We start from the raw sequence: 19,498 nt of genomic DNA, 5'->3' as shown, positions 1-19,498 counted from the left end.
CACGTGACGTGCGTCACTTTCGGATTCCCCGCGCGTGCCTCACATCCGGCAGTCGCGGCCCTCGTTGAGGCACGCCACGACCGCGGCCATCTGCCGGTCGGTCATCGCGTTCACGAACATGCCGTGGTCCGTCTTCGGGCTGTGCCGCTGCTCGGGGAAGGAGTCCAGGGCGAGGGGCGCGCCCGCGGGGACCTCGTAGGAGAGGGAGACGCGCAGTTCGGGCACGGGGAAGGTGCCCCGCGGGCAGACGCCGTTGCCGGCCGGGAACCTCAGGTGGGAACGGTGCCCCGCGCCGATGGTGTCCAGGCCGTTCCAGCAGCTCGGGAAGACCAGGGTGCGCGTGACGAGGTCGCCCTGCGGGCAGCGCGGGTAGCGGGTGGTGGGCCGGTCCGGGGTGCTCGAACAGCCCCAGCGGGCCCGGACGTCGGCGTCGCCGGCCGCGGTGTACGCGACGGCGTCGCCGGTCATCCCGCGCAGGAAGCGCGGCATCGCCACGACCTTGCTCACCGGGCTGCCGCGGAACTCGACCCGGACCGAGGACTCCGGCAGGATCCGCCCGGCGTTGCCGTGGCCGGCCGAGCGCTCGTGCGGGCGCGTGCCCGGCAGGTCCGGCCGGCGCAGGACCGGCCAGTAGTACGTCGACCGGTCGCCGCCGCGGCAGCTGGTGGCGGCCGCGTCGAGGGAGGCGTCGGTCGACATGGCGTCCGTGGACAGGTTCCCGACGTACGCGTGCGTGTGGTGGGCGCCCGCCGGCAGGCCGGGGGAGACGACCAGGTTGTCCTCGTTGTAGTGGCCCTCCTCGTTGCGCCCGCATTCCACGGCCACCGAGCCGGCCGAACTGTCGGCTCCCGGGGCGGCAATGGGCTCGGTTTCGCGTGGAACGTCGCGTATGTCCACGTAGTCGGAGGGTGCCGGGCGGGAGCCCGCCGCGCCCTGGTGCGGACCGGCCGCTCGCGAGGCCCCCAGGACGGCGGCGAGCAGACCGCCGCCCAGGACCAGGCAGATGACGAGAGCGAGCAGTCGGTGTTCTTTCCCCATGGCGGTCACGGTCGCCGGTGGCGCCACCCGCGTCAACCTGGCATCCGCATGGCGGGCGGCGCCGCGCACGGGGCCCGCTTGCCGCTCCGGGCACCGACCGCGCAGAGTACGGCGTATGACACGCGAGATGACGCCCGCCGAGCTGCTGAATGCCCTCGCCCGCACCCGCGCCTCGCTCGACGGCGCCGAGGTGACCTACTGGTGGTCGGGCGACGTCTACACCTGGGGACCCGGCGAACCCCACGAGCGCCTCTTCGGCTTCGAAGGCCTCAACGTCGCCCGGCTCGTCGGCGACGAGGAGACCGGCGGCTACCGGCTGCTGTCCAGGGAGGCCGCCTTCTACCTCGACCCGCTGACCCGCGAGATCCTGGACACCTGGCAGGACCGCCAGGTGGTGCACGTCTGGAACGACCCGGCCAACCAGAGGCTGCGGCCCTACCCGGTCCCCGTGACCGAGCTGGGCGACCAGGTCTGCTTCAGCCTGGAGATCCCGCTGGCCTACCCCTCGCCGCTGCCGGTGGCGCAGTATCCGGCCCAGTCGGCCGACGACACCTACCGGGCGCTGGAGCTCTTCCAGTTCTTCGCACCCGCCGAGGCGCTGACCACCGACGCGCCCAGCGTCCCCGCCACGATGTCCTGGACCCGGATGTCGCCGTGGCTGCCCTGGATGGAACAGGGGCAGCGGCCCGGCGGCCTCGCCTTCCACTGCCGCGGCCGCAAACTCGGCTCCTACGCGGAGGTCCCCGAGCGGACCCGCGCTTACATTTCCGCCCAACACCCCGAATTCGCCCGGTCTCCGGACAAATGGACCGCTCCGAACGAGACCAGCTGGACGTACTACCGCAAGCTCTTCCCGCCGCGCGGCGGCGCGGACGACACCGCCCCGCCCGCGTCCTGAGGCCCCGTCCGCGGCCGGTCCCCTCCCGCTGTGCGGGGGACCGGCAGGGGGCGGACAAGGGTTTTCCCCGTATCGCGTTCATCCCCGCGTTGCCTACTGTCTGCCCATCGGCGATCTTCCCCTGACCCGACGGCCGACACGCCAACCCCACATGGCATGATGCCGTCCCATCAGGGGGAATCTTCGGTACCGACGTTGCCCTGCCCCACCGTCGAGGCGGGGGCAACGTGGCGTGCGGCGGCGGCCGGGACGAGTTCGACCAGCTCGCTCCCGGCCCCGCGGCCGCCGGTCACCTCCCACACTGCACCGACCGGCCGCTCCGGCCTGCCCGGAATCGGCCCGCGAAAGGGACCTTCGTGCACGCATCGAGACGCAGGCTCATATCCGTGGTGGCGATGTCCGTCACCCTGCTCGCCGGCTCCGCCACCGCCTCCGTGGCCGTCGCCGCCGACGTTCCGGCTTCGTCGGCCGCCGCCGTCGGCGCCACCGCCCCGGTCGAGAACCTCATCGTCGGATACAAGACCTCCGCCTCCGAGGCCAGTTCCAACACCGCCGCCGCCGACGACGCCACGGCCAAGGGCAAGAAGGCCGGCAAGAAGGCGAAGTTCGACCGCCGCCTCGGCACCGGAGCGGCCCTGGTCAACCTCGGCTCGGCCACCGCCCCCGCCGACGCCGCCAAGGTGATGGCCCAGTTCCGCGCCGACCCGGACGTCGCCTACGTCGAGGTCGACGCCCGCGCCTACGCGATGGCCACCCCGAACGACACCGAGTACTCCAAGCAGTGGGACCTCTTCGAGCCCACCGCCGGCATGAACGTTCCCGCGGCCTGGGACAAGACCACCGGCTCCGGCGTCACCGTCGCCGTGATCGACACCGGCTACGTCGCCCACTCGGACCTCGCCTCCAACGTGGTCGCCGGCTACGACTTCATCAGCAACGCCACCTACGCCCGTGACGGCGGCGGCCGCGACGCCAACCCCGCCGACGAGGGCGACTGGAACGCCACGGACAACGAGTGCGGGTTCGGCTCCAAGGCCAGCGGCTCCTCCTGGCACGGCACCCACGTGGCGGGCACCATCGCCGCGGCCACGAACAACACCAAGGGCATCGCGGGCATCGCGTACAACGCGAAGATCCAGCCCGTGCGCGTCCTCGGCAAGTGCGGCGGCACGACCGCGGACATCGCCGACGCCATCACCTGGGCTTCCGGCGGCACCGTCGCGGGCATCCCGGCGAACGCCACCCCCGCCAAGGTCATCAACATGAGCCTCGGCGGCTCGGGCGCCTGCAGCGCCACCTACCAGAACGCCATCAACGCCGCCGTCGGCCGCGGCACGACCGTCGTCGTGGCGGCCGGCAACAGCAACTCCGACGCGGCCGGCTTCACGCCCGCCAGCTGCAACAACGTGATCAACGTGGCCGCCAGCAACCGCACCGGCGACCGCTCCTTCTACTCCAACTACGGCGCGAGCATCGACGTCGCCGCCCCGGGTGGTGAGACCCGCCGCGGCACCGACACGCCCGGCACCGTCACCACCCCCGAGAACGGCATCCTCTCGACGCTGAACGCGAGCACCACCACCCCCGGTGCCGAGAACTACAAGCCGTACCAGGGCACCAGCATGGCCGCCCCGCACGTCGCGGGTCTCGCCGCGCTCGCCGTCGCCGCCAAGCCCTCGCTGACCCCGGCCCAGATCGAGGCGGCGATCAAGAACAACACCCGCCCGCTCGCCGGCGTCTGCAGCGGCGGCTGCGGCACCGGTCTCGCCGACGCGGCCGCGACCATCAACGCCGTGACCTCCACCACGCCCCCCGGCCTGGAGAACGGCACGGACTACACCATCGGTGACAACACCACCGTGGAGAGCCCGATCACCGTCACCGGCAAGACCGGCAACGCCCCGGCCGCCCTCAAGGTCGGCGTGAACATCGCGCACACCTACATCGGCGACCTGAAGGTCGACCTGATCGCCCCGGACGGCACCGCGTACAACCTGCACAACCGGACCGGCTCGGGCACCGACAACATCAACCAGACGTACACCGTGAACGCCTCCTCGGAGGTCGCCAACGGCACCTGGAAGCTCCGGGTGAACGACAACGCCGGCGGCGACACCGGCAAGATCGACTTCTGGAGCCTGACCTTCTGACCGGCTTCCGGTCCGGCCGCCAACTCGGCCTGACGGACCGATAGTACGGACCAGGACCCACTCCGCGGGCCCGCCGGTACACGTGTACCGGCGGGCCCGACGGCTTTTCCCGTCACCTGGCTGATTTCTGCGTCACAATCCGTGTTCACCCGGCATCCGACCTCGTATTGTCGCGTCTCACAGGAATGGCACAGGAGCTGGGGACCGAGAGGCTGGTGGCTGTGCGTGGTGGCGGCGACGGGGAACGCTGACACGAGTGTCGGACAGGACGAACTGGTCGAAGCGGTCGGCCGTGCGCTGACCTCGCACGGCCGGGCCCTGCTCACCGGACCCGCGGGCGCGGGCAAGACCGAGGTGGTCCGCGCCGTCGCGGCGGCTGCCGAGACGCGCCGCGAGACGGTGCTGCGCCTCGCGCCCGAGGCCGCCGACCAATGGATACCCGAGGCCTCGGCCGCGGCCCTGCTGGCCACCGTTCCGGGCGCCGCCCTCGAACCGCTCTCCGGCCCGCAGCGCACCGCCATCGCCCTGCTGTGCCGCGAGACCGACGCCCCCCGCGCCGGCCGCGACCACGTCGCGCTGCGCCTCGCCGTCGTCGAGGTCCTGCGGGCGCTCGCCGCCCGGCACCCCGTCCTGCTCGTCCTCGACAACGCCCAGTGGCTCGACGCCGAGAGCACCGACCTGCTCCGCTTCGCGCTGCGCCTGACCCCGCCCCGGGTCCGCGTCCTGGTGGCCGAATGCGTCCAGGGCGGCGCACCCGTCGGCGAATCCCTCTGCGGCACCGGCGCCCCCGCGATCAGGGTCCCCCCGCTCGGCGCCGACGAGATCGCCGAACTCCTCGTCCGCCACGGCCTGCCCGCCCGCCTCGCCGGCCGGATCCACCAGGCCAGCGGCGGCAACCCGCGCCTCGCCCTGGCCCTCGGCCACTCCCTCGCCGAGGCCGCCGGAGCCCGTGACGGCGGCGCCCACCACGCCGACACCCTGCCCGTCTCCGGGCAGGCCCGCGAAGTGGCCCGCAGACTGCTCGCCGAAGCCCCCGCCCAGGCCCGCCGCACCCTGCTCCTCGCCGCACTGGCCGCCCGCCCCACCACCGCCCTGCTGCGCCGGGCCGGACGCCCCGACGCCGAGGTGGAGTTGGCCGAAGCGGAACGGGCCGCACTGGTCAGGGTGGGGGAGGACGGCAGCGTGGAGTTCACCGCCGGCGCCCTGCCCACCGCGCTCGCCGCCGACGCGGGCTGGCCCGAGCGCTCCGCCGGGCACGCCGCGCTCGCCGAGGCCGTCGACGACCCGGTCCAGGCCGTACGGCACCGCGCGCTGGCCGTGGACACCCCCGACCAGTGGCTCGCCGCGGAGATCACCGAGGCCGCCGCGGTCTGCCGGCGCCGCGGCCAGCGGGCCCTCGCGGCCGAACTCGGCCTGCTCGCCGCCGAGCGCACGCCCTCCCACCTGCCCGGGGAGGAACTGGCCCGGCTCGTCAACGCCGCCGAGGACGCCGGCTGGGCCGGCCGCGCCGACCTCGCGCGCCGCGCCACCCGGGCCGTCCTGGCCCGCGACGCCTCGCCGGCCAGCCGGGTCCGGGCCCGGCTGGCGGTCATCGACGCCGCCGGGCAGGCACTGGGCGCCCTCGACGAGACCTTCGCCTACGCCATGGCCGACGCCGCCGGGGACCCCTCCCTCGAAGCCGCCGTCCAGCTGCGGATCGCCTGGAAGCACAACCTCAGCGACGGCGACCCGGTCCGCTCCCGCGACGCCGCCGCCCGGGCCGGAGCCCTCGCGGCACTCGGCGGCGACCAGGTCGCCGAGGCCATGGCCCTGACCGTACGGGCCCGCATGGGCCGCATCCTCGGCGACCCCGGCGCCGAGGCGATCCTCGCCGAGGCCCTCGCCCTGCCCGCCCCCGAGGTACCGCTCGGCATGCGCAACGCGCCCCAGTACCTCGCCGTACGGCACGCCCTGTTCGACGACCGGCTGGACGACGCCCGCAAACAGCTGATGGTCCTGCTGCCCGCCGTCCAGCGCACCGGGTCCGCCGAGGACGTCTTCGAGGTCCTGCGCAGCATCACGGAGGTCGAACTGCGCAGCGGCCGGTGCACGGCCGCCTCGGCCCGCGCCCGCCAGGCCCTGGAGCTGACGATCGAGGCGGGTCTCTCGCCGGGCCCCGCCTGGTACGTCGCCGCGATGGCCGAGGCCACCGGAGGCAGCTTCGCCCGCGCCGCCGGATACGCCCGGCGCGGCATCCAGGCCTCGCGGGAGGAACACGACCAGGTCTTCCTCTCGCGCAGCCTCCACGCGCTCGGCCTGGTCGAACTGGCCACCGGAGAGGCGGCGAAGGCGGTGGCCACCCTGCGCCGGGTCGCCGAGCTCGAAGCCGCCCAGAAGGTGGCGGACCCCTCGGTCCTGCGCTGGCACGGGGAGCTCGCCGAGGCGCTGGTCGCCGCCGACGCGACCGACGAGGCCGCCCGGCTGCTCGACTCGGTACGTCCCGTCGCCCGCGGCCTCGGCCGCACCGGGGTCGTCGCCGCCCTCGACCGGGCCCGCGGCCTGTGCCTGTCCGCGCAGGGCGAGGCGGACGCCGCCGTACAGCTGCTGGAGGCCACGGCGCAGCGGTTCGACATGCTGCGGCTGCCGCTGGAACGCGGACGCACGCTGCTCGCTCTCGCCCGGGTGGAACGCCGCCGGCGCCGGCGCGCACCGGCCCGCGTGGCGCTGCTGGCCGCGGCCGAGGTGTTCGAGCTGGCCGGAGCCACTCCGTGGTCCGAGCTGGCGCGGGAGCCCGCGGCGGGGGAGGGGGGCCGTGCCGAGTCGGCGGCCGCGGCCCTGACCGAGGCCGAGACCCGGCTCGCGCTGCTGGTCAGCGAGGGGGCCAGCAACCAGGAGGCCGCGGCGAAGCTGTTCCTCAGCGTCAAGACGGTGGAGGCCCGGCTGACCCGTATCTACCAGAAGCTCGACGTCCGCTCGAGGGCCCAGCTCGCCACCGCCCTGGCCAACGCACCGCGCGCCACGCACTGAACCGCGGGGCGCGCGGCGGGCCGGCCGGGGCGGGAGCCGGTCAGCAGCTCAGGTTGCCGCCCGGGGTCACGCCGAGCAGCTGGGTGAAGCTCTGGTACTTCGAGATGCGGCTCTGGACCTGTGCGGGGTTGCCGCCGTTGCACTCCAGGGCGCCGTTGATGGAGCGGATGGTCTCGCCGAAGCCCGCGCCGTTCACCATGGCCGCGTGGGCGGTCATCGTGCCCGGGCCGTTCTGGGTGTTCCAGTACCAGAGCGCCGTCTTCATGGCGATCGCCGGGTCCTGCTCGACGAGGTACGGATTGCCGAGGAGGTTGATGCCGAGCGCGTCGCCGGCCGCCTTGTAGTTGAAGTTCCAGCTCAGCTGGATGGGGCCGCGCCCGTAGTAGGCGGCCTGCCCGGCCGGACAGCCGTAGGGCTGGCTCGCGTCGCAGTAGTGGGGGTAGTTGGCCGTGTTCTGCTCGACGATGTGGACGAGTCCGCCGGTCTCGTGCGAGACGTTCGCGAGGAAGGCGGCCGCCTCGCGCCGCTTCACCGTGTCGTCGCCGGTGTTGGCGAAGCCGGGGTAGGCGGACAGGGCCGCGACCAGGCCGTTGTAGGTGTAGAAGGGGTTCCGGTTCGGGAACATCTGGTTGAACTGGGCCTCGGAGACCACGAATCCGGACGGATTGCCGGGATCCGGGTCCTGGCCGCCGCCACCGCAGGCGCCCTGGTCGGACCACACGCCCCACTGCCCGGTGGTCCCGGGCGTCTCGCCCTGGGTCCACCATTTCGCCTGCCAGTTGCGCCCGTTGTGCGAGGCGCTCATGCCGCCCGTGTAGACGGCGGAGGAGGCCCAGGCGCCGGCGCACGGGGCCGCGGCGGCGGCGGGGGAGGAGGGGAGGACGAGGGTGAGGGTGAGGCCTGCGGTGGCGGTCGCGGCGGCGGCCAGCAAGAGGGCACGACGGCGAAGCGCACGTATCACGTAACTGCTCCTTCAGTGGGGGGAGTTGCCGTGGGGGCGGCAGCAGTGCCCACTGAAGCGAAATGGTCTGAACCTGTCAAGGTCTAGACCAAATGAAACGCGCCGGTGTGGCATGCCACACCGGCGCGCAGCCAGAGGACCGGAAGGTCAGCTTCCGGCGGAGATGTTGCCGGAGATCAGGTCGACGTTGCTGAGGATGTGCGAGAGCGGCTCGTCACCCTTGGCCTGGGTGGAGTTCTCGGTGCACTGCTGGTTCATCGGGTTGTGCAGGACGTTGACGTCCTGGACGCCCACGTTGATCAGGGCGAGGATCGACTGGGCGTTGACCTTGGCCGGCAGGCCGACGCAGAGCTTGTTGGCGGTGCCCTGCACCAGGCTCGCCTGCGGGCTCATCGCGCCGTGGGTCTCCTGGTTGCCGTAGATCTGCGCGGCGCCGTTGCCGTTGACGGTGTTGACGCCGTTGTCGTTGCCGATCGCCATCGCCGGGGTGGCTACGGCAGCGCCCGCGCCCAGCACGGAGGCGGTGACCGCGGCGGTGGCCATGAACTTCTTGAACATGTGGGGGATCCTTCTGTCGCACTGTCGCATGAGATAGCTGCCCTCGGCGGGGCGAGCTGATCAACTGCTCTCGGCGCGGGTGGTTATCCCCACTCACCCGGGTGGCTCAACGGCGGAGCGGCGAACCCGGTCCCGCCGCCGTGACGGCGAGACTGAGCTCCTCGTGTCCGAGGGTCAGCCGGTCTTGCGGCGGACCTTCTTGTTCTTGCCGCCGGGGCCACTGCTGGCACCCTGGACCTTCGCGCGGGACTGGTGCGCCTGCTGGGACTGGGCATTCGCGGCGTTGCGCTCCAGCGCCTCCCGGAACTTGCGCTTGGCCTCCTCGGCCGGAGATTCGTCCTGCGGGGTCTCTGCTTCGTCTGCCATATGTCCTCCTGGGGTGATCAAGCCGTTTCAGTCTGTCAGCTGGCCCGCCTGCTGACCAGCGAGTTCCGTCGGAGGGCGGGCGGGGGTGCGGCTTGCACTCCAAGGATTGCTTGGAGTGGCCATAAGTTCAGCTGATGGGGTCATAAGGCGATACCGGGTGCTGGGTTAGGATTGCCTTAGTTTAGGGTTCTCTTTGATCACGTGTGATCCACCGTGCCGTCGTTCGAAGGGAACCTCTGTCATGCCTCGACCTCTGCGGGTAGCAATCGTCGGTGCCGGCCCCGCCGGGATCTACGCCGCCGATGCGCTGCTGAAGTCCGAGGCGGCGGCCGAGCCCGGTGTGTCCATAGACCTGTTCGAGCGGATGCCCGCGCCCTTCGGCCTGATCCGCTACGGCGTCGCCCCCGACCACCCGCGGATCAAGGGCATCATCACCGCCCTGCACCAGGTGCTCGACAAGCCGCAGGTCCGCCTGTTCGGGAACGTCGACTACCCGAACGACATCAGCCTGGACGAGCTGCACTCCTTCTACGACGCCGTGATCTTCTCCACCGGCGCCACGGCGGACCGCGCCCTGACCATCCCGGGCGTCGACCTGGACGGTTCCTACGGCGCCGCCGACTTCGTCTCCTGGTACGACGGCCACCCCGACGTCCCGCGCACCTGGCCGCTGGAGGCCGAGAAGGTCGCCGTGCTCGGTGTCGGCAACGTCGCCCTCGACGTCGCGCGGATCCTCGCCAAGACGGCCGACGAACTGCTGCCGACCGAGATCCCCCCGAACGTCCACGAGGGCCTCAAGGCGAACAAGGCCCTCGAAGTGCACGTCTTCGGCCGCCGCGGTCCGGCCCAGGCCAAGTTCAGCCCCATGGAGCTGCGCGAGCTGGACCACTCGCCCAACATCGAGGTCATCGTCAACCCCGAGGACATCGACTACGACGAGGGCTCGATCGCGACCCGCCGCGCCAACAAGCAGGCCGACATGGTCGCCAAGACCCTGGAGAACTGGGCCATCCGCGACATCGGCGACCGGCCGCACAAGCTCTTCCTGCACTTCTTCGAGTCGCCCGCCGAGGTACTCGGCGAGGACGGCAAGGTGGTCGGTCTGCGCACCGAGCGCACCGAGCTCGACGGCACCGGCAACGTCAAGGGAACCGGCCAGTTCACGGACTGGGACGTCCAGTCCGTCTACCGCGCCGTCGGCTACCTCTCCGACGAACTGCCCAAGCTCCCCTGGGACGTCGAGTCGGGCACGGTCCCGGACGAGGGCGGCCGCGTCATCGAGGCCGGCGGCCACCTGCCGTCCACGTACGTCACCGGGTGGATCCGGCGCGGTCCGGTCGGCCTGATCGGCCACACCAAGGGCGACGCGAACGAGACCGTCGCGAACCTGCTGGCCGACCACGCCGAAGGCCGGCTGCTGACCCCGGCCGCGCCCGCCCCGGAGGCCGTCGAGGCCTTCCTCGCCGAGCGCGCCGTCCTCTACACCACCTGGGAGGGCTGGCACCGGCTGGACGCCGCCGAGAAGGCGCTGGGCGAGCCGCAGGGCCGCGAGCGAGTGAAGATCGTCGAGCGCGACGAGATGCTCGAGGCCAGCGGAGCCTAGGCTCTGCGCGCGCCGCGGCCCGGCGGATCCCGCCGGCCGCGGCGTCCGGACGGAGCAAGAGGGCCGGGACCCGTTCGGGTCCCGGCCCTCCGCGCGTGCGCGGCCGTGGGACCCGGCCGGACACGACCTTGTCCTCACCCGTCCGGAGGAAGTCGGATCCGGGGCGGAATGCCGTGCGCCCGCGGGGAGTTCGTACCAGCGCGAGACTGATCCCACACGCACTGGAGAGCTCATGAAGATCGGCATCATCGGCGCGGGAAACATCGGCGGCAACCTCACCCGCCGCCTCGCGGCCCTCGGGCACGACGTGTCCGTGGCGAACTCGCGGGGCCCCGAAACCCTGACGGCCCTCGCCGAGGAGACCGGCGCCACCCCCGTCACCGTCGCGGAAGCGGCCCGCGGCGCCGAGGTCGTCGTGGTCACCGTCCCCTTCGGGAAGGTGCCGGACCTGCCCTCCGGCCTCTTCGACGCGGCGGCCGAGGGCTTCGCGGTCATCGACACCAACAACTACTACCCCCAGCAGCGCGACGGCCGGATCGCCGGCGTCGAGGACGAGGGCCTCACCGAGAGCCGGTGGACCGAGCGGCAGCTCGGCCACCCCGTGATCAAGGCCTTCAACGGCACCTACGCGCAGGACATCCTCGACCGGCACCGTCCGGCGGGCGACCCGGAGCGGCTGGCCCTGCCCGTCGCGGGCGACGACGAGACGGCGAAGAAGACCGTCCGCGCCCTCATCGAGCAGCTCGGCTTCGACACCGTCGACGCGGGCGGGCTCGACGAATCCTGGCGCCAGCAGCCCGACACCCCCGTCTACGGGCTCCGCGAGGGCGTCGAGGGGGTCACCAAGGCCCTCGCCGCGGCCTCCCCCGAGCGCCCGGCGGGTTTCCGCGGATGACCGGGTGACGGGGTGACGGGGTGAGGGGCGTCAGGGCCGGACGTGCCGCGCCGACATGCGGCCCTGACCCAGCTCGATCGTGAAGGTGACCTGCTGTTCTTCGGAGAGGACCTGCGGATCGTGCTCTATGTCCTCCCGCTCGACGAAGACGGGCGCCGTCTCGCCGAGGGGGAGGATGAAGCCGTAGCCCCGGTCGCGGTTGTACGACTGGACGAACCCTTTGACGCGCGGTTCCATCGTGCACCTCCCGTGCCACGAGGCTGCCGCACCGGCCGGGGCTCCGCCTTCCGGGCGATTCCGAAAGGGTGAGCCCCCGGCCGCCCGGCACCGTCTAGCGCCGCTCCAGCAGCCCCCGTACGAAGGCGGCCTGGCCGGCGTGCTGGAGATCGTCGGCCAGCACGCTGACCAGGCGCACGCCCAGGGTGACCGGCGGGTCCCAGCGCTCGTCGACCACCCGGTCGAGGTCCGTGGCGGCGAGTCCCCGCACGAAGCCCATGGTCTGTTCGTGGACCGCGTCGAAGTACCCCAGCAGCAGTCCGGCGGAGTCGGCCTGGACCGCTCCGGCCTGCCGGGCGGTGTGCCCGTACCCCGTCGACCCGGTGGGCAGGGAGAGGGCGAACCGGGCCACCCAGCCCCCCGCCTCCCAGACCTGTTCCAGTCCCGCGGCCTCCGCCACGTGGTCGTCCTGGACCCGGGTGAGGTGCCAGACGAGCCAGGTGATCGAGTTCGCCGCCGGGTCGACGCGGGCGTTGAGCTGCTCCGCCGGGAGGCCCTCGACGGCCTCGTGCACGGTCTCCCGGATGCGTCCGAAGCCGTCGGCGATGACGTCCGTAGCCTTCATGCACCCACCATGCAAGGCTTCCGGGCCCGCTCGGGGCCAGCGACACGCGCCTCAGACGGCGGCGTCGGCCTTCGCGGCGCGCACCGTCCCGTCCGCGGGCGCCGCCGCCGCCGGCCGGTCCCCGGCCGCCGCGGCCACGGTCGCGCGCCCGCCGCGCAGGCCGAACCTGCTGATCACGGCGACCAGCGCGAAGGCGGCCGCGCCGATGCCGAAGGTGAGGGTGAAGCCGGACTCGGCGGGCAGCGCGGGGACGCCCGGCGGCAGGTGCTCGATGGTCCGGGACGCCAGGATCGTGGTCACGATGGCGCTGCCGATCGCGCTGCCCGTGGAGCGCGAGATCGAGTTGATGCCGTTGGCGATGCCGCTCTGGTGGTGCGGGACGCTGGCCATGATGACGGCGGGCATGGCGGCGTAGCCGAAGCTGACGGCCGCACCGACGACCAGGCCGGCGCCGATCACCGAGGCGGCGTGCTGGTGGTCCAGGGCGAGCCAGCCGAAGCCGACGGCGCCGAGCACGGCGGCCAGGCCCAGGGCCACGCGCGGGCCGCGGTGGCGGACGAGCTGGCCGCCGATGGGCGAGGCGAGCAGCGAGACGATGGCGCCGGGCAGCAGGAACTGCACGGAGGCCCGCAGGATCGACGCGTCGAAGCCGTAGCCGGCGACCGCCTCGGGCATCTGGACGAGGTAGGAGACGCCCAGGAAGTTCGCGAACATGCCGAAGCCGACGAGGATGCCGGCCAGGTTGGCCATGAGCACCGGGCGGTGGACGAACATCTTCATGTCGACGAGCGGCTCGTCGACCTTGCGCTCGACCAGGACCCACACGGCGGTCATGACGGCCGCGCCCGCGAAGCTGCCCAGCGTACGGGCGGAGGCCCAGCCCCACTCGTGGCCCTGGGAGATCGGGAGCAGGAGCAGCAGCAGGGCGATGCCGAGGGTCAGGGCGCCCAGGAAGTCGGTGCGGCCGCCGGTCTTGTGGCGGGTCGCGGGAACCAGGAACACCACGGCGAGCAGGGCGATCACCGCGAAGCCGGTCGCCATCCAGAAGGCGTTGCGGTAGTCGGCGTCGGATCCGGAGGTGAGCAGGCCGGTGGCGACGAGCGCCAGGCCGCTGCCGAACGCGAGCGTGCCGCTGACCAGTGCCATCGCGCCGGGCAGCTTCTGCGGCCGGACCTCCTCGCGCAGGACGGAGAGGGCGAGCGGGAAGATCGCGGTCGCGGCGCCCTGGAGCACCCGGCCCAGGATCAGCAGCGGCAGCGAGGTCGCCAGCGCCGCGATGACGGAGCCGGCGACCATGACGCCGAGCACGGCCACCAGGGTCGGCTTCTTGCCGTGCTGGTCACCGAAGCGGCCCAGCAGCGGGGTGAAGACGGCCGCCGACAGCAGGGTGGCGGTGGTCACCCAGCTGACGTTGGCGGTGGTGGTGCCGAGGTCGGTGCGGATCAGGCCGAGGATCGGGACCGGCAGGGTCTGCATCATCGACACGACCATGGCGGCGAGGCTCAGGGCGAAGACGATGACCGTCTCGTTCCGTCGCCCGGTGGCCGTCGTGGCGGCGGGGGAGGTGGTGCTCATGGCTGACAGGACCTTCTTCGGACTTCAGAGCTTTAGGACGCAGATGTTTGATGTCATCAAGTAACTCGGTCGACGGTAGACGCGGATAGTTAAGGTGGTCAAGTAAACAATTGATAATGTCAACCATTCTGGGTAGGCTCGAGTCATGTCCGGTAAGAGCGGAACCCCTCCGCACGCAGCCCCCGCCAAGCTCCAGCTGCTGGAGCTGCTCGCCGCCATCGGCACGGCCCAGTGGCGCGACTTCGCGACGGCCGCCTCCCAGTACGGCCTCACGTCCACGCAGGCCAGGGTGCTCGCACAGCTCGACGGCCCGGTGCCGATGCGCGGCCTCGCCCGGCTGCTGGTCTGCGACGCGTCCAACGTGACCGGCATCGTCGACCGGCTCGAGGCCCGCGAGCTGGTGCGCCGCGAACCGGACCCCGCCGACCGCCGCGTCAAGAACGTGGTGGCCACGGACGCGGGACGCGAGGTCATCCGCCGCGTCCGGGAGGAGATGCAGGCCACCCACGGCGCGCTCGACACCCTCGACGAGGCCGAGAGCGCCACGCTCTACGCCCTGTTGGAGCGCCTGCGCCCCACCATGGAGAAGGACGCCTGACGTAGCCTCGTCCTCCATGAGCACCCTGCAGACGATCAACGGCGTTTCCGTGCTGATGTGCGAGGCCGAGGGCGAGGTCATCGCCGGCGAGCGCGAGGCCCTCGACTTCATCGGCGACGCCGGATACCAGGGAGCCCGGTGGGCCGTCATCCCCGCCGAGCGGTTCGGCGAGGAGTTCTTCCGGCTGAGCACCCGCGTGGCCGGCGCGATCATCCAGAAGTTCGTCCAGTACCGGGTCGGGATCGTCGTCCTCGGCGACATCTCCCGCCACACGCAGGCCAGTCCCGCGCTGCGCGACTTCGTCCGCGAGTGCAACCGCGGCACGCAGACGTGGTTCCTCGCCGACGCGGCGGAGCTGCACGAGCGGCTGGCCGGGCCGGCCGCGTGAACGGGGACCGGGGAGAGTCCGGCGGTGTGAGCCGGGCCGGCGGGGCGCGCGTCCTGCGGGCCGCCGGCCGTACCGCCACCGCCTGGAGGAACGGCGGGGGAGTCACCCGCGAGATCGCCGCACGGCCGGAGGGCGCCGGCATCGCGGACTTCGCCTGGCGGGCGAGCCTCGCCGAGGTCGCCGCCGACGGGCCGTTCTCCGCCTTCCCCGGGGTCGACCGCACCCTCACCCTCGCCGAGGGAGCGGGCATGGACCTCACCGTGGCGGGCGCGCACCGCCTCGTGGGCGAGCGGTACGCGCCGCAGGACTTCGCCGGGGACGAGCCGACGGACTGCCGGCTCCTCGACGGCCCGGTGGTCAACTTCAACGTGATGTACCGCAGGGACGCGGCGCGGGCGGACACCGCCGTCGTACGCGGCCGGCTCGCCCTCGACGCCCGGGCGGGGGAGACCCTGCTGATCGTCGCCCTGGAGGGCCCGGCGGACCTCGAACCGGCCGAAGGCCCGGCCGTCACCCTGGGCCCGTACGACGCGGTGCTGGCCGAGGGCCCCTTCACCGCCCTCGTACGGACCTCCGGGCGCGCGGCCCTGGTGCGCTTCCGCGAGCGGCCTGGGCGCTCCGGCCCGCCGGGCGGCCCAGGAGCACGCCCGCCAGCGTGAGGGCCGGGCCGCACAGCTGCTGCCCGGTGAGGGTCTCGCCCGCGGGGCCTCCTGGAGGGGCTCCTGGCGGCCTGGCCGGCGAAATCGAGCCGCCGGGGGTGTGAGGCTCAACGGCGGCCCAGCTTCACCCACTTCGCCGTGCTGGGAACGCCCTTCGCGTTGAGCAGGAAGAGCATGTAGTACCCGGGCGGCGCGTCGGCGGCGGTCGGCGGAGTGCGGAGCCCGACCGCGGTGCCCCGCACGCCGGTGAGCCGCAGCTCCAGGTGGCGCTGGCTGGTGTTCACCGAGTGGGTGACGGTCGTCGGCGCCAGCAGCACCGCCCGGGCCACGTCCTTCGGCGTGGACGTCGAGACCTCGAAGGACGTGTCGTGGCCGAGCTCGCCCGCCGGGGCCCGGTCGAGGGCCGGCCGGGGGCCGCGGTGCAGGTACGCGGGCTCGTAGAGCTCGATGCTGCCGTCCATCCCGTCCCTCATGTCGGGGTCGTTGGCGATCTGCTGGAGCTCGTCCCCGGTCACCATCATCCGTCCGTCCGGCATGATCAGGGCGTTGGAGTGGTAGCCGCGGGGCAGCCGCTGGGCCGGGCCGAGCCGCCAGCGGCCGCGCGCGTCGCGCAGTTCGATCTGCCGGTACTTCAGGTCCGCCTTCGGGTTGAACGGCCCGTTGCCGTAATCCCGGGTGTCGAGCGCCCCGTTGACCGTCAGCAGCGAACCGTCCGGCAGGATCAGGGTGTCGTCCTGGGTGCGCCCGAAGGCGCGCGGCTCCTCGATGGTCCACCGGCCGCCGGACAGCCGGTAGGTGTGCGGGTCGCGCGGATCGCCGCCGAGCACCAGGACCGAGTCGGGCCCCCGGAATCCCGCCGGCAGCGGCACTGCCGAGCCGTACCCGCGGAAGTCGGCGGGGCGCCGGGGCAGGTCGGTGCGCACCTCCTTGACCGGGTCGAACAGCCACTGCTGGTCGGCGTCCCGGCCCAGCCCGTAGACCATCCCGTCCCGCAGCGAGAAGAGGTGCGGGTAGTCGTTGCGGAACGGCGCGTCCGAACGCAGCCGCTGCGAGGCGAAGTCCACCGGGATGTCGAAGGGCCGCCAGGGCACGGGGTGGCGCAGCGCGGGGAAGCGTTCGACCACCGGGGTGGGGGTGCCCGTACCGCGCTCGGACTGGCCGGACATGATGATCTGGCGGCCGTCGGCCCCGGTGACGACCGAGGGGTACCAGCGGCCCGCGGACATGTCGCGGTTGCGGAACCAGGTCTCGGTCCACGGGTCGAACACGAAGGACAGCTTGGCGCCGCTGCCGCCCTTGCCGCCGACGTTCCCGCCGAAGACGCCGACCATGCCGTTGGGGAGGAAGGCGTGCCCGGCGCAGAAGAAGGGCGCCGGGCGCGGGGCGTAGCTCCCGTCGGGCATCAGGACCGTGGGCGGGGCCACCTTCTTGAACGCCCGCGGGCCGGTCCCCCGGGCCGGATCCCAGAGGTAGGCGCGGCCCGCGTTGGTCCGGCCGACCGTGTTCGTGGGCCCGGTCTCCTTGGTGGGGTCCTCCTCGGTGCGCTCGAAGGAGAAGAGCAGCACTTTGCCCGTCGGCAGCTGGGCCACGTGCACGCCGAAGTCGGGGGAGGCGAAGTACTCCGTGAACCGGCCGGAGCCGGCTGCCGCGAAGCCCGCGTTGGTCCTGGTCTGGGAGTCCCGCAGCGCGGTCAGGTTCGCCGTGCGCTTCGTCTGCGGGTAGCCCTTCGTGCCCTTGGCCGCCTCGCGGAGGCGGGCGTGCGCCCGGGCGTGGTCCTCGCCGATCACGGAGGCCTCGGCCGCCTCGGCCGCCGCGGCGCGCTCCGCGGGCCCGGGCCGCGGCGCCGGGGACATCGCGGTGAGGGCCAGGACGGAGGCGATCACCCAGGCGGACACGGCGGCGGAGCGGTGCGCGCGGGACATGGAGCTCCTCGGGATCTCTGGTCGATTCGCCAGATATTAGGAGGACCCGGATGAATCAGGGCGATGCGACGCGATGCGGAGCCGTTCGGCCCAGCGATGCCGCCTGAAGAATCGTTTCCCCGGTGAACCGCTGCGCCCATGAAGGTGAGACCCCGTACCCACCGGCCCACCGCGACCGCCGCGGACGGCTATCCATGTCGACGTGATCAAGTCGCTTCGTACCGGATTCACCGCAGCCGCCGTGACCGCAGCTCTCGTCACGCTCAGCCCCTCCGCCGGGGCCTCCCCCTCGGCACCCTCCGACCGGGTGACCGTGGACGTCGCCAGCGTCAACGGATCGGGCTGCCGTCCAGGCAGCGCCGCCGTCGCCGTGGCGCCGGACAACTCGGCCTTCACCGTCACCTACAGCGAGTACCTGGCCCAGGCCGGCGGCGGCGCCCCCGCCGTCGAGGGCCGCAAGAACTGTCTCCTGTCCCTCATCGTCCACGTCCCCCAGGGCTACACCTACGCCGTGGCCCAGGTCGACTACCGGGGCTTCGGCAGCCTCCAGCCGGGGGCCGTCGGCACGCAGAAGGCGAGCTACTACTTCCAGGGCATGAGCCAGACCGCCCAGCGCACCCACAAGTTCAACGGCGCGCTCGAGGACAACTGGCAGGCCACCGACACCACGGGCATCGAGGCGCTGGCCTTCGCACCCTGCGGCGAACAGCGCAACTTCAACATCAACACCGAGCTGCGCGCCGAGGTCGGAACCTCCGACCCGTCGAAGACCAGCTTCATGGCCCTCGACTCCACGGACGGCAGCATCAACAGCGTGTACCACTTCACCTGGAAGCAGTGCCCGGGACGCTGACGGGCAGCGAGCCGGAGGCCGGGAGCACCGCCTTGCGCTCCCGGCCTCCGGCGTACCCGGCGGACGCCCGCGCTGACGCGGCGGCTCAGGCCGACGCGCGCCGGACCAGCTCGGTGGACGTGATCACCGGGCCGGGCGGAGGCCGCTCGCCCCGGCCCGCCAGCGTCTCCAGGAGCAGCTCCGCCATCATGCGGCCCATCCCCTCGATGTCCTGGCGTACGGTCGTCAGCGGCGGGTCCGCGTTCTCCGCCACCAGCTCGGCGTCGTCGAAGCCGACCACCGCCACGTCGTCGGGCACCGTGCGGCCGCGCTCCCGCAGCACCCGCAGCGCACCCGTCGCCATCAGGTCGTTCCCCGCGAACACGGCGTCGATCCCGGGCCGCCGGTCCAGCAGTTCGGCCATCGCGCGGGCCCCGCCCGCCACCGTGAAGTCCCCCTCGGCGACCAGCGCGGGTCCGGCCTGCGGCAGCACGTCCCGGTAACCGCTCAGCCGGTCCGCAGCCGAGGTCTGGTCGAGCGGACCGGCGATGTGCGCGATCCGCTCCCGGCCCCGGGCCGCCAGGTACCGTACGGCCTCGCGCGCGCCTGCCCGGTTGTCGGCGTCCACGTACGCCACCCGGGCGTCGCCCCCGCCGGCTTCGCCGGGCCCGGCGGTCCAGCCGGGCCGGCCGCCGTAGACCGTGGGCATGCGGATCCGCCGGACGATCGCCGGCAGCGGATCGTCGGTGTGCAGCGAGAAGGCGAGCGCTCCGTCGACGTGGCCGCCCGCCAGATAGCGCTCGATCCGGTCGTAGTCGCCCCGGTCCTCCACCAGCAGGAGCACCAACTGGGTGTCGTGCGCCGTCAGTTCCTTGCTTATCCCGCGCACCTGACGGGAGAAGAAGGGGTCGGAGAAGATCCGGATCTCCGGCTCGGGGATGATCACCGCCACCGCGCCGGTCCGCCGGGTGACCAGGGTCCGGGCCGCGGGGTTGGGAACGTAACCCAGGTCCCGGATGGCCACTTGGACCTTCTCCACCAGGTGGGGGCGGACCCCGTCGCCGCCGTTGACGACGCGGGACGCGGTGGCCCGGGACACCCCGGCGCGCGCCGCGACCGCCTCCAGGGTGGGGCGGTCCCCGGGTCGCTGTTCCGGCACGGGCGCTCCTCCTGGGTGTCTTCGGGCGGTGGGTTCGCCCGTGCAGCAG

17 protein-coding genes and 1 pseudogene are annotated in these 19,498 nt (G+C 72.8%); 9 read left to right on the top strand and 9 right to left on the bottom strand.

Annotation, left to right across the window (positions count from 1 at the left end):
• Window positions 1-39: 39 nt before the first annotated feature.
• Entirely contained in the window at window positions 40-1,038 is a 999-nt protein-coding gene (locus tag ACTVZO_RS03650; protein ID WP_443296948.1) for a DUF1996 domain-containing protein, read from the bottom strand.
• A gap of 115 nt (window positions 1,039-1,153) precedes the next feature.
• Here ACTVZO_RS03650 and ACTVZO_RS03645 point away from each other — a divergent pair, with 115 nt between their 5' ends.
• The 3 genes from ACTVZO_RS03645 to ACTVZO_RS03635 all read left to right on the top strand — a co-directional run bounded on the left by ACTVZO_RS03645 (window position 1,154) and on the right by ACTVZO_RS03635 (window position 7,092).
• Complete coding sequence (locus ACTVZO_RS03645; RefSeq protein ID WP_443296947.1) at window positions 1,154-1,936, top strand: DUF1838 family protein; 783 nt, start codon at window positions 1,154-1,156, stop codon at window positions 1,934-1,936.
• A gap of 395 nt (window positions 1,937-2,331) precedes the next feature.
• Window positions 2,332-4,086, top strand: a complete 1,755-nt coding sequence (locus ACTVZO_RS03640; RefSeq protein WP_443303034.1) for a S8 family peptidase — start codon at window positions 2,332-2,334, stop codon at window positions 4,084-4,086.
• 225 nt (window positions 4,087-4,311) lie between these two features.
• Window positions 4,312-7,092: an AAA family ATPase gene (locus ACTVZO_RS03635; protein ID WP_443296946.1), complete on the top strand. Its 2,781-nt coding sequence runs from the start codon at window positions 4,312-4,314 to the stop codon at window positions 7,090-7,092.
• Between the two features lie 40 nt (window positions 7,093-7,132).
• Here the strand turns inward: ACTVZO_RS03635 and ACTVZO_RS03630 are convergent, their stop codons facing one another.
• From ACTVZO_RS03630 to ACTVZO_RS03620, 3 genes are all read right to left on the bottom strand, one after another.
• A complete protein-coding gene (locus tag ACTVZO_RS03630) occupies window positions 7,133-8,053 on the bottom strand; it encodes a glycoside hydrolase family 19 protein (protein ID WP_443296945.1) in 921 nt (306 codons plus the stop codon).
• 147 nt (window positions 8,054-8,200) lie between these two features.
• A complete protein-coding gene (locus ACTVZO_RS03625; protein WP_443296944.1) occupies window positions 8,201-8,611 on the bottom strand; it encodes a rodlin in 411 nt (136 codons plus the stop codon).
• 174 nt (window positions 8,612-8,785) lie between these two features.
• A complete protein-coding gene (locus ACTVZO_RS03620) occupies window positions 8,786-8,977 on the bottom strand; it encodes a DUF5302 domain-containing protein (RefSeq protein ID WP_215147036.1) in 192 nt (63 codons plus the stop codon).
• A gap of 241 nt (window positions 8,978-9,218) precedes the next feature.
• Between ACTVZO_RS03620 and ACTVZO_RS03615 the strand changes: the two genes are divergently transcribed.
• Both ACTVZO_RS03615 and ACTVZO_RS03610 read left to right on the top strand, forming a co-directional pair.
• Window positions 9,219-10,580: an FAD-dependent oxidoreductase gene (locus ACTVZO_RS03615; protein WP_443296943.1), complete on the top strand. Its 1,362-nt coding sequence runs from the start codon at window positions 9,219-9,221 to the stop codon at window positions 10,578-10,580.
• Window positions 10,581-10,803: 223 nt separating this feature from the next.
• Window positions 10,804-11,475, top strand: a pseudogene (locus ACTVZO_RS03610) (NADPH-dependent F420 reductase); the annotation flags it as partial.
• 30 nt (window positions 11,476-11,505) lie between these two features.
• On the opposite strand, the gene ACTVZO_RS03605 reads toward ACTVZO_RS03610, so the two are convergent.
• From ACTVZO_RS03605 to ACTVZO_RS03595, 3 genes are all read right to left on the bottom strand, one after another.
• On the bottom strand, window positions 11,506-11,712 hold the full coding sequence (locus ACTVZO_RS03605; RefSeq protein WP_443296942.1) for a cold-shock protein: 207 nt from the start codon (window positions 11,710-11,712) through the stop codon (window positions 11,506-11,508).
• 94 nt (window positions 11,713-11,806) lie between these two features.
• Complete coding sequence (locus ACTVZO_RS03600) at window positions 11,807-12,316, bottom strand: mycothiol transferase (protein WP_443296941.1); 510 nt, start codon at window positions 12,314-12,316, stop codon at window positions 11,807-11,809.
• A gap of 51 nt (window positions 12,317-12,367) precedes the next feature.
• Window positions 12,368-13,891 (bottom strand): MFS transporter, encoded by a 1,524-nt coding sequence (locus ACTVZO_RS03595; RefSeq protein ID WP_443296940.1) that lies wholly within the window; start codon window positions 13,889-13,891, stop codon window positions 12,368-12,370.
• A gap of 145 nt (window positions 13,892-14,036) precedes the next feature.
• On the opposite strand from ACTVZO_RS03595, the gene ACTVZO_RS03590 reads away from it, so the two are divergent.
• Genes ACTVZO_RS03590 through ACTVZO_RS03580 form a run of 3 tightly spaced genes read left to right on the top strand, consistent with a single transcriptional unit; the run spans window position 14,037 to window position 15,536 of the window.
• On the top strand, window positions 14,037-14,489 hold the full coding sequence (locus ACTVZO_RS03590) for a MarR family winged helix-turn-helix transcriptional regulator (protein ID WP_443296939.1): 453 nt from the start codon (window positions 14,037-14,039) through the stop codon (window positions 14,487-14,489).
• A 16-nt stretch (window positions 14,490-14,505) separates the two neighbouring features.
• Window positions 14,506-14,877, top strand: coding sequence for a DUF4180 domain-containing protein (locus tag ACTVZO_RS03585; protein ID WP_443296938.1), 372 nt, complete (start codon window positions 14,506-14,508; stop codon window positions 14,875-14,877).
• 26 nt (window positions 14,878-14,903) lie between these two features.
• A complete protein-coding gene (locus ACTVZO_RS03580; RefSeq protein WP_443296937.1) occupies window positions 14,904-15,536 on the top strand; it encodes a HutD/Ves family protein in 633 nt (210 codons plus the stop codon).
• A gap of 107 nt (window positions 15,537-15,643) precedes the next feature.
• Here the strand turns inward: ACTVZO_RS03580 and ACTVZO_RS03575 are convergent, their stop codons facing one another.
• Complete coding sequence (locus ACTVZO_RS03575) at window positions 15,644-17,458, bottom strand: galactose oxidase-like domain-containing protein (RefSeq protein WP_443296936.1); 1,815 nt, start codon at window positions 17,456-17,458, stop codon at window positions 15,644-15,646.
• A gap of 202 nt (window positions 17,459-17,660) precedes the next feature.
• Here ACTVZO_RS03575 and ACTVZO_RS03570 point away from each other — a divergent pair, with 202 nt between their 5' ends.
• Window positions 17,661-18,311 (top strand): DUF4360 domain-containing protein, encoded by a 651-nt coding sequence (locus ACTVZO_RS03570; protein ID WP_443296935.1) that lies wholly within the window; start codon window positions 17,661-17,663, stop codon window positions 18,309-18,311.
• An 85-nt stretch (window positions 18,312-18,396) separates the two neighbouring features.
• On the opposite strand, the gene ACTVZO_RS03565 is transcribed toward ACTVZO_RS03570, so the two are convergent.
• The gene (locus ACTVZO_RS03565; protein ID WP_443296934.1) at window positions 18,397-19,449 is read right to left on the bottom strand and encodes a LacI family DNA-binding transcriptional regulator; all 1,053 of its coding nucleotides are present in this window, start codon (window positions 19,447-19,449) and stop codon (window positions 18,397-18,399) included.
• Window positions 19,450-19,498: the final 49 nt, after the last annotated feature.

It is taken from the genome of Streptomyces sp. IBSNAI002 (assembly GCF_052244475.1).
Lineage (GTDB): Bacteria > Actinomycetota > Actinomycetes > Streptomycetales > Streptomycetaceae > Streptomyces.
Note: the sequence above shows the minus strand (reverse complement) of the source record. Positions and strands in the feature narration are given on the sequence as shown.

What these genes read in the sequence shown, in the direction of transcription:
- ACTVZO_RS03650 (WP_443296948.1), bottom strand. Translation starts at nt 1,038, where the DNA reads ATGGGGAAAGAACACCGACTGCTCGCTCTCGTCATCTGCCTGGTCCTG.
- ACTVZO_RS03645 (WP_443296947.1), top strand. Translation starts at nt 1,154, where the DNA reads ATGACACGCGAGATGACGCCCGCCGAGCTGCTGAATGCCCTCGCCCGC.
- ACTVZO_RS03640 (WP_443303034.1), top strand. Translation starts at nt 2,332, where the DNA reads ATGTCCGTCACCCTGCTCGCCGGCTCCGCCACCGCCTCCGTGGCCGTC.
- ACTVZO_RS03625 (WP_443296944.1), bottom strand. Translation starts at nt 8,611, where the DNA reads ATGTTCAAGAAGTTCATGGCCACCGCCGCGGTCACCGCCTCCGTGCTG.
- ACTVZO_RS03620 (WP_215147036.1), bottom strand. Translation starts at nt 8,977, where the DNA reads ATGGCAGACGAAGCAGAGACCCCGCAGGACGAATCTCCGGCCGAGGAG.
- ACTVZO_RS03615 (WP_443296943.1), top strand. Translation starts at nt 9,219, where the DNA reads ATGCCTCGACCTCTGCGGGTAGCAATCGTCGGTGCCGGCCCCGCCGGG.
- ACTVZO_RS03605 (WP_443296942.1), bottom strand. Translation starts at nt 11,712, where the DNA reads ATGGAACCGCGCGTCAAAGGGTTCGTCCAGTCGTACAACCGCGACCGG.
- ACTVZO_RS03600 (WP_443296941.1), bottom strand. Translation starts at nt 12,316, where the DNA reads ATGAAGGCTACGGACGTCATCGCCGACGGCTTCGGACGCATCCGGGAG.
- ACTVZO_RS03595 (WP_443296940.1), bottom strand. Translation starts at nt 13,891, where the DNA reads ATGAGCACCACCTCCCCCGCCGCCACGACGGCCACCGGGCGACGGAAC.
- ACTVZO_RS03590 (WP_443296939.1), top strand. Translation starts at nt 14,037, where the DNA reads ATGTCCGGTAAGAGCGGAACCCCTCCGCACGCAGCCCCCGCCAAGCTC.
- ACTVZO_RS03585 (WP_443296938.1), top strand. Translation starts at nt 14,506, where the DNA reads ATGAGCACCCTGCAGACGATCAACGGCGTTTCCGTGCTGATGTGCGAG.
- ACTVZO_RS03575 (WP_443296936.1), bottom strand. Translation starts at nt 17,458, where the DNA reads ATGTCCCGCGCGCACCGCTCCGCCGCCGTGTCCGCCTGGGTGATCGCC.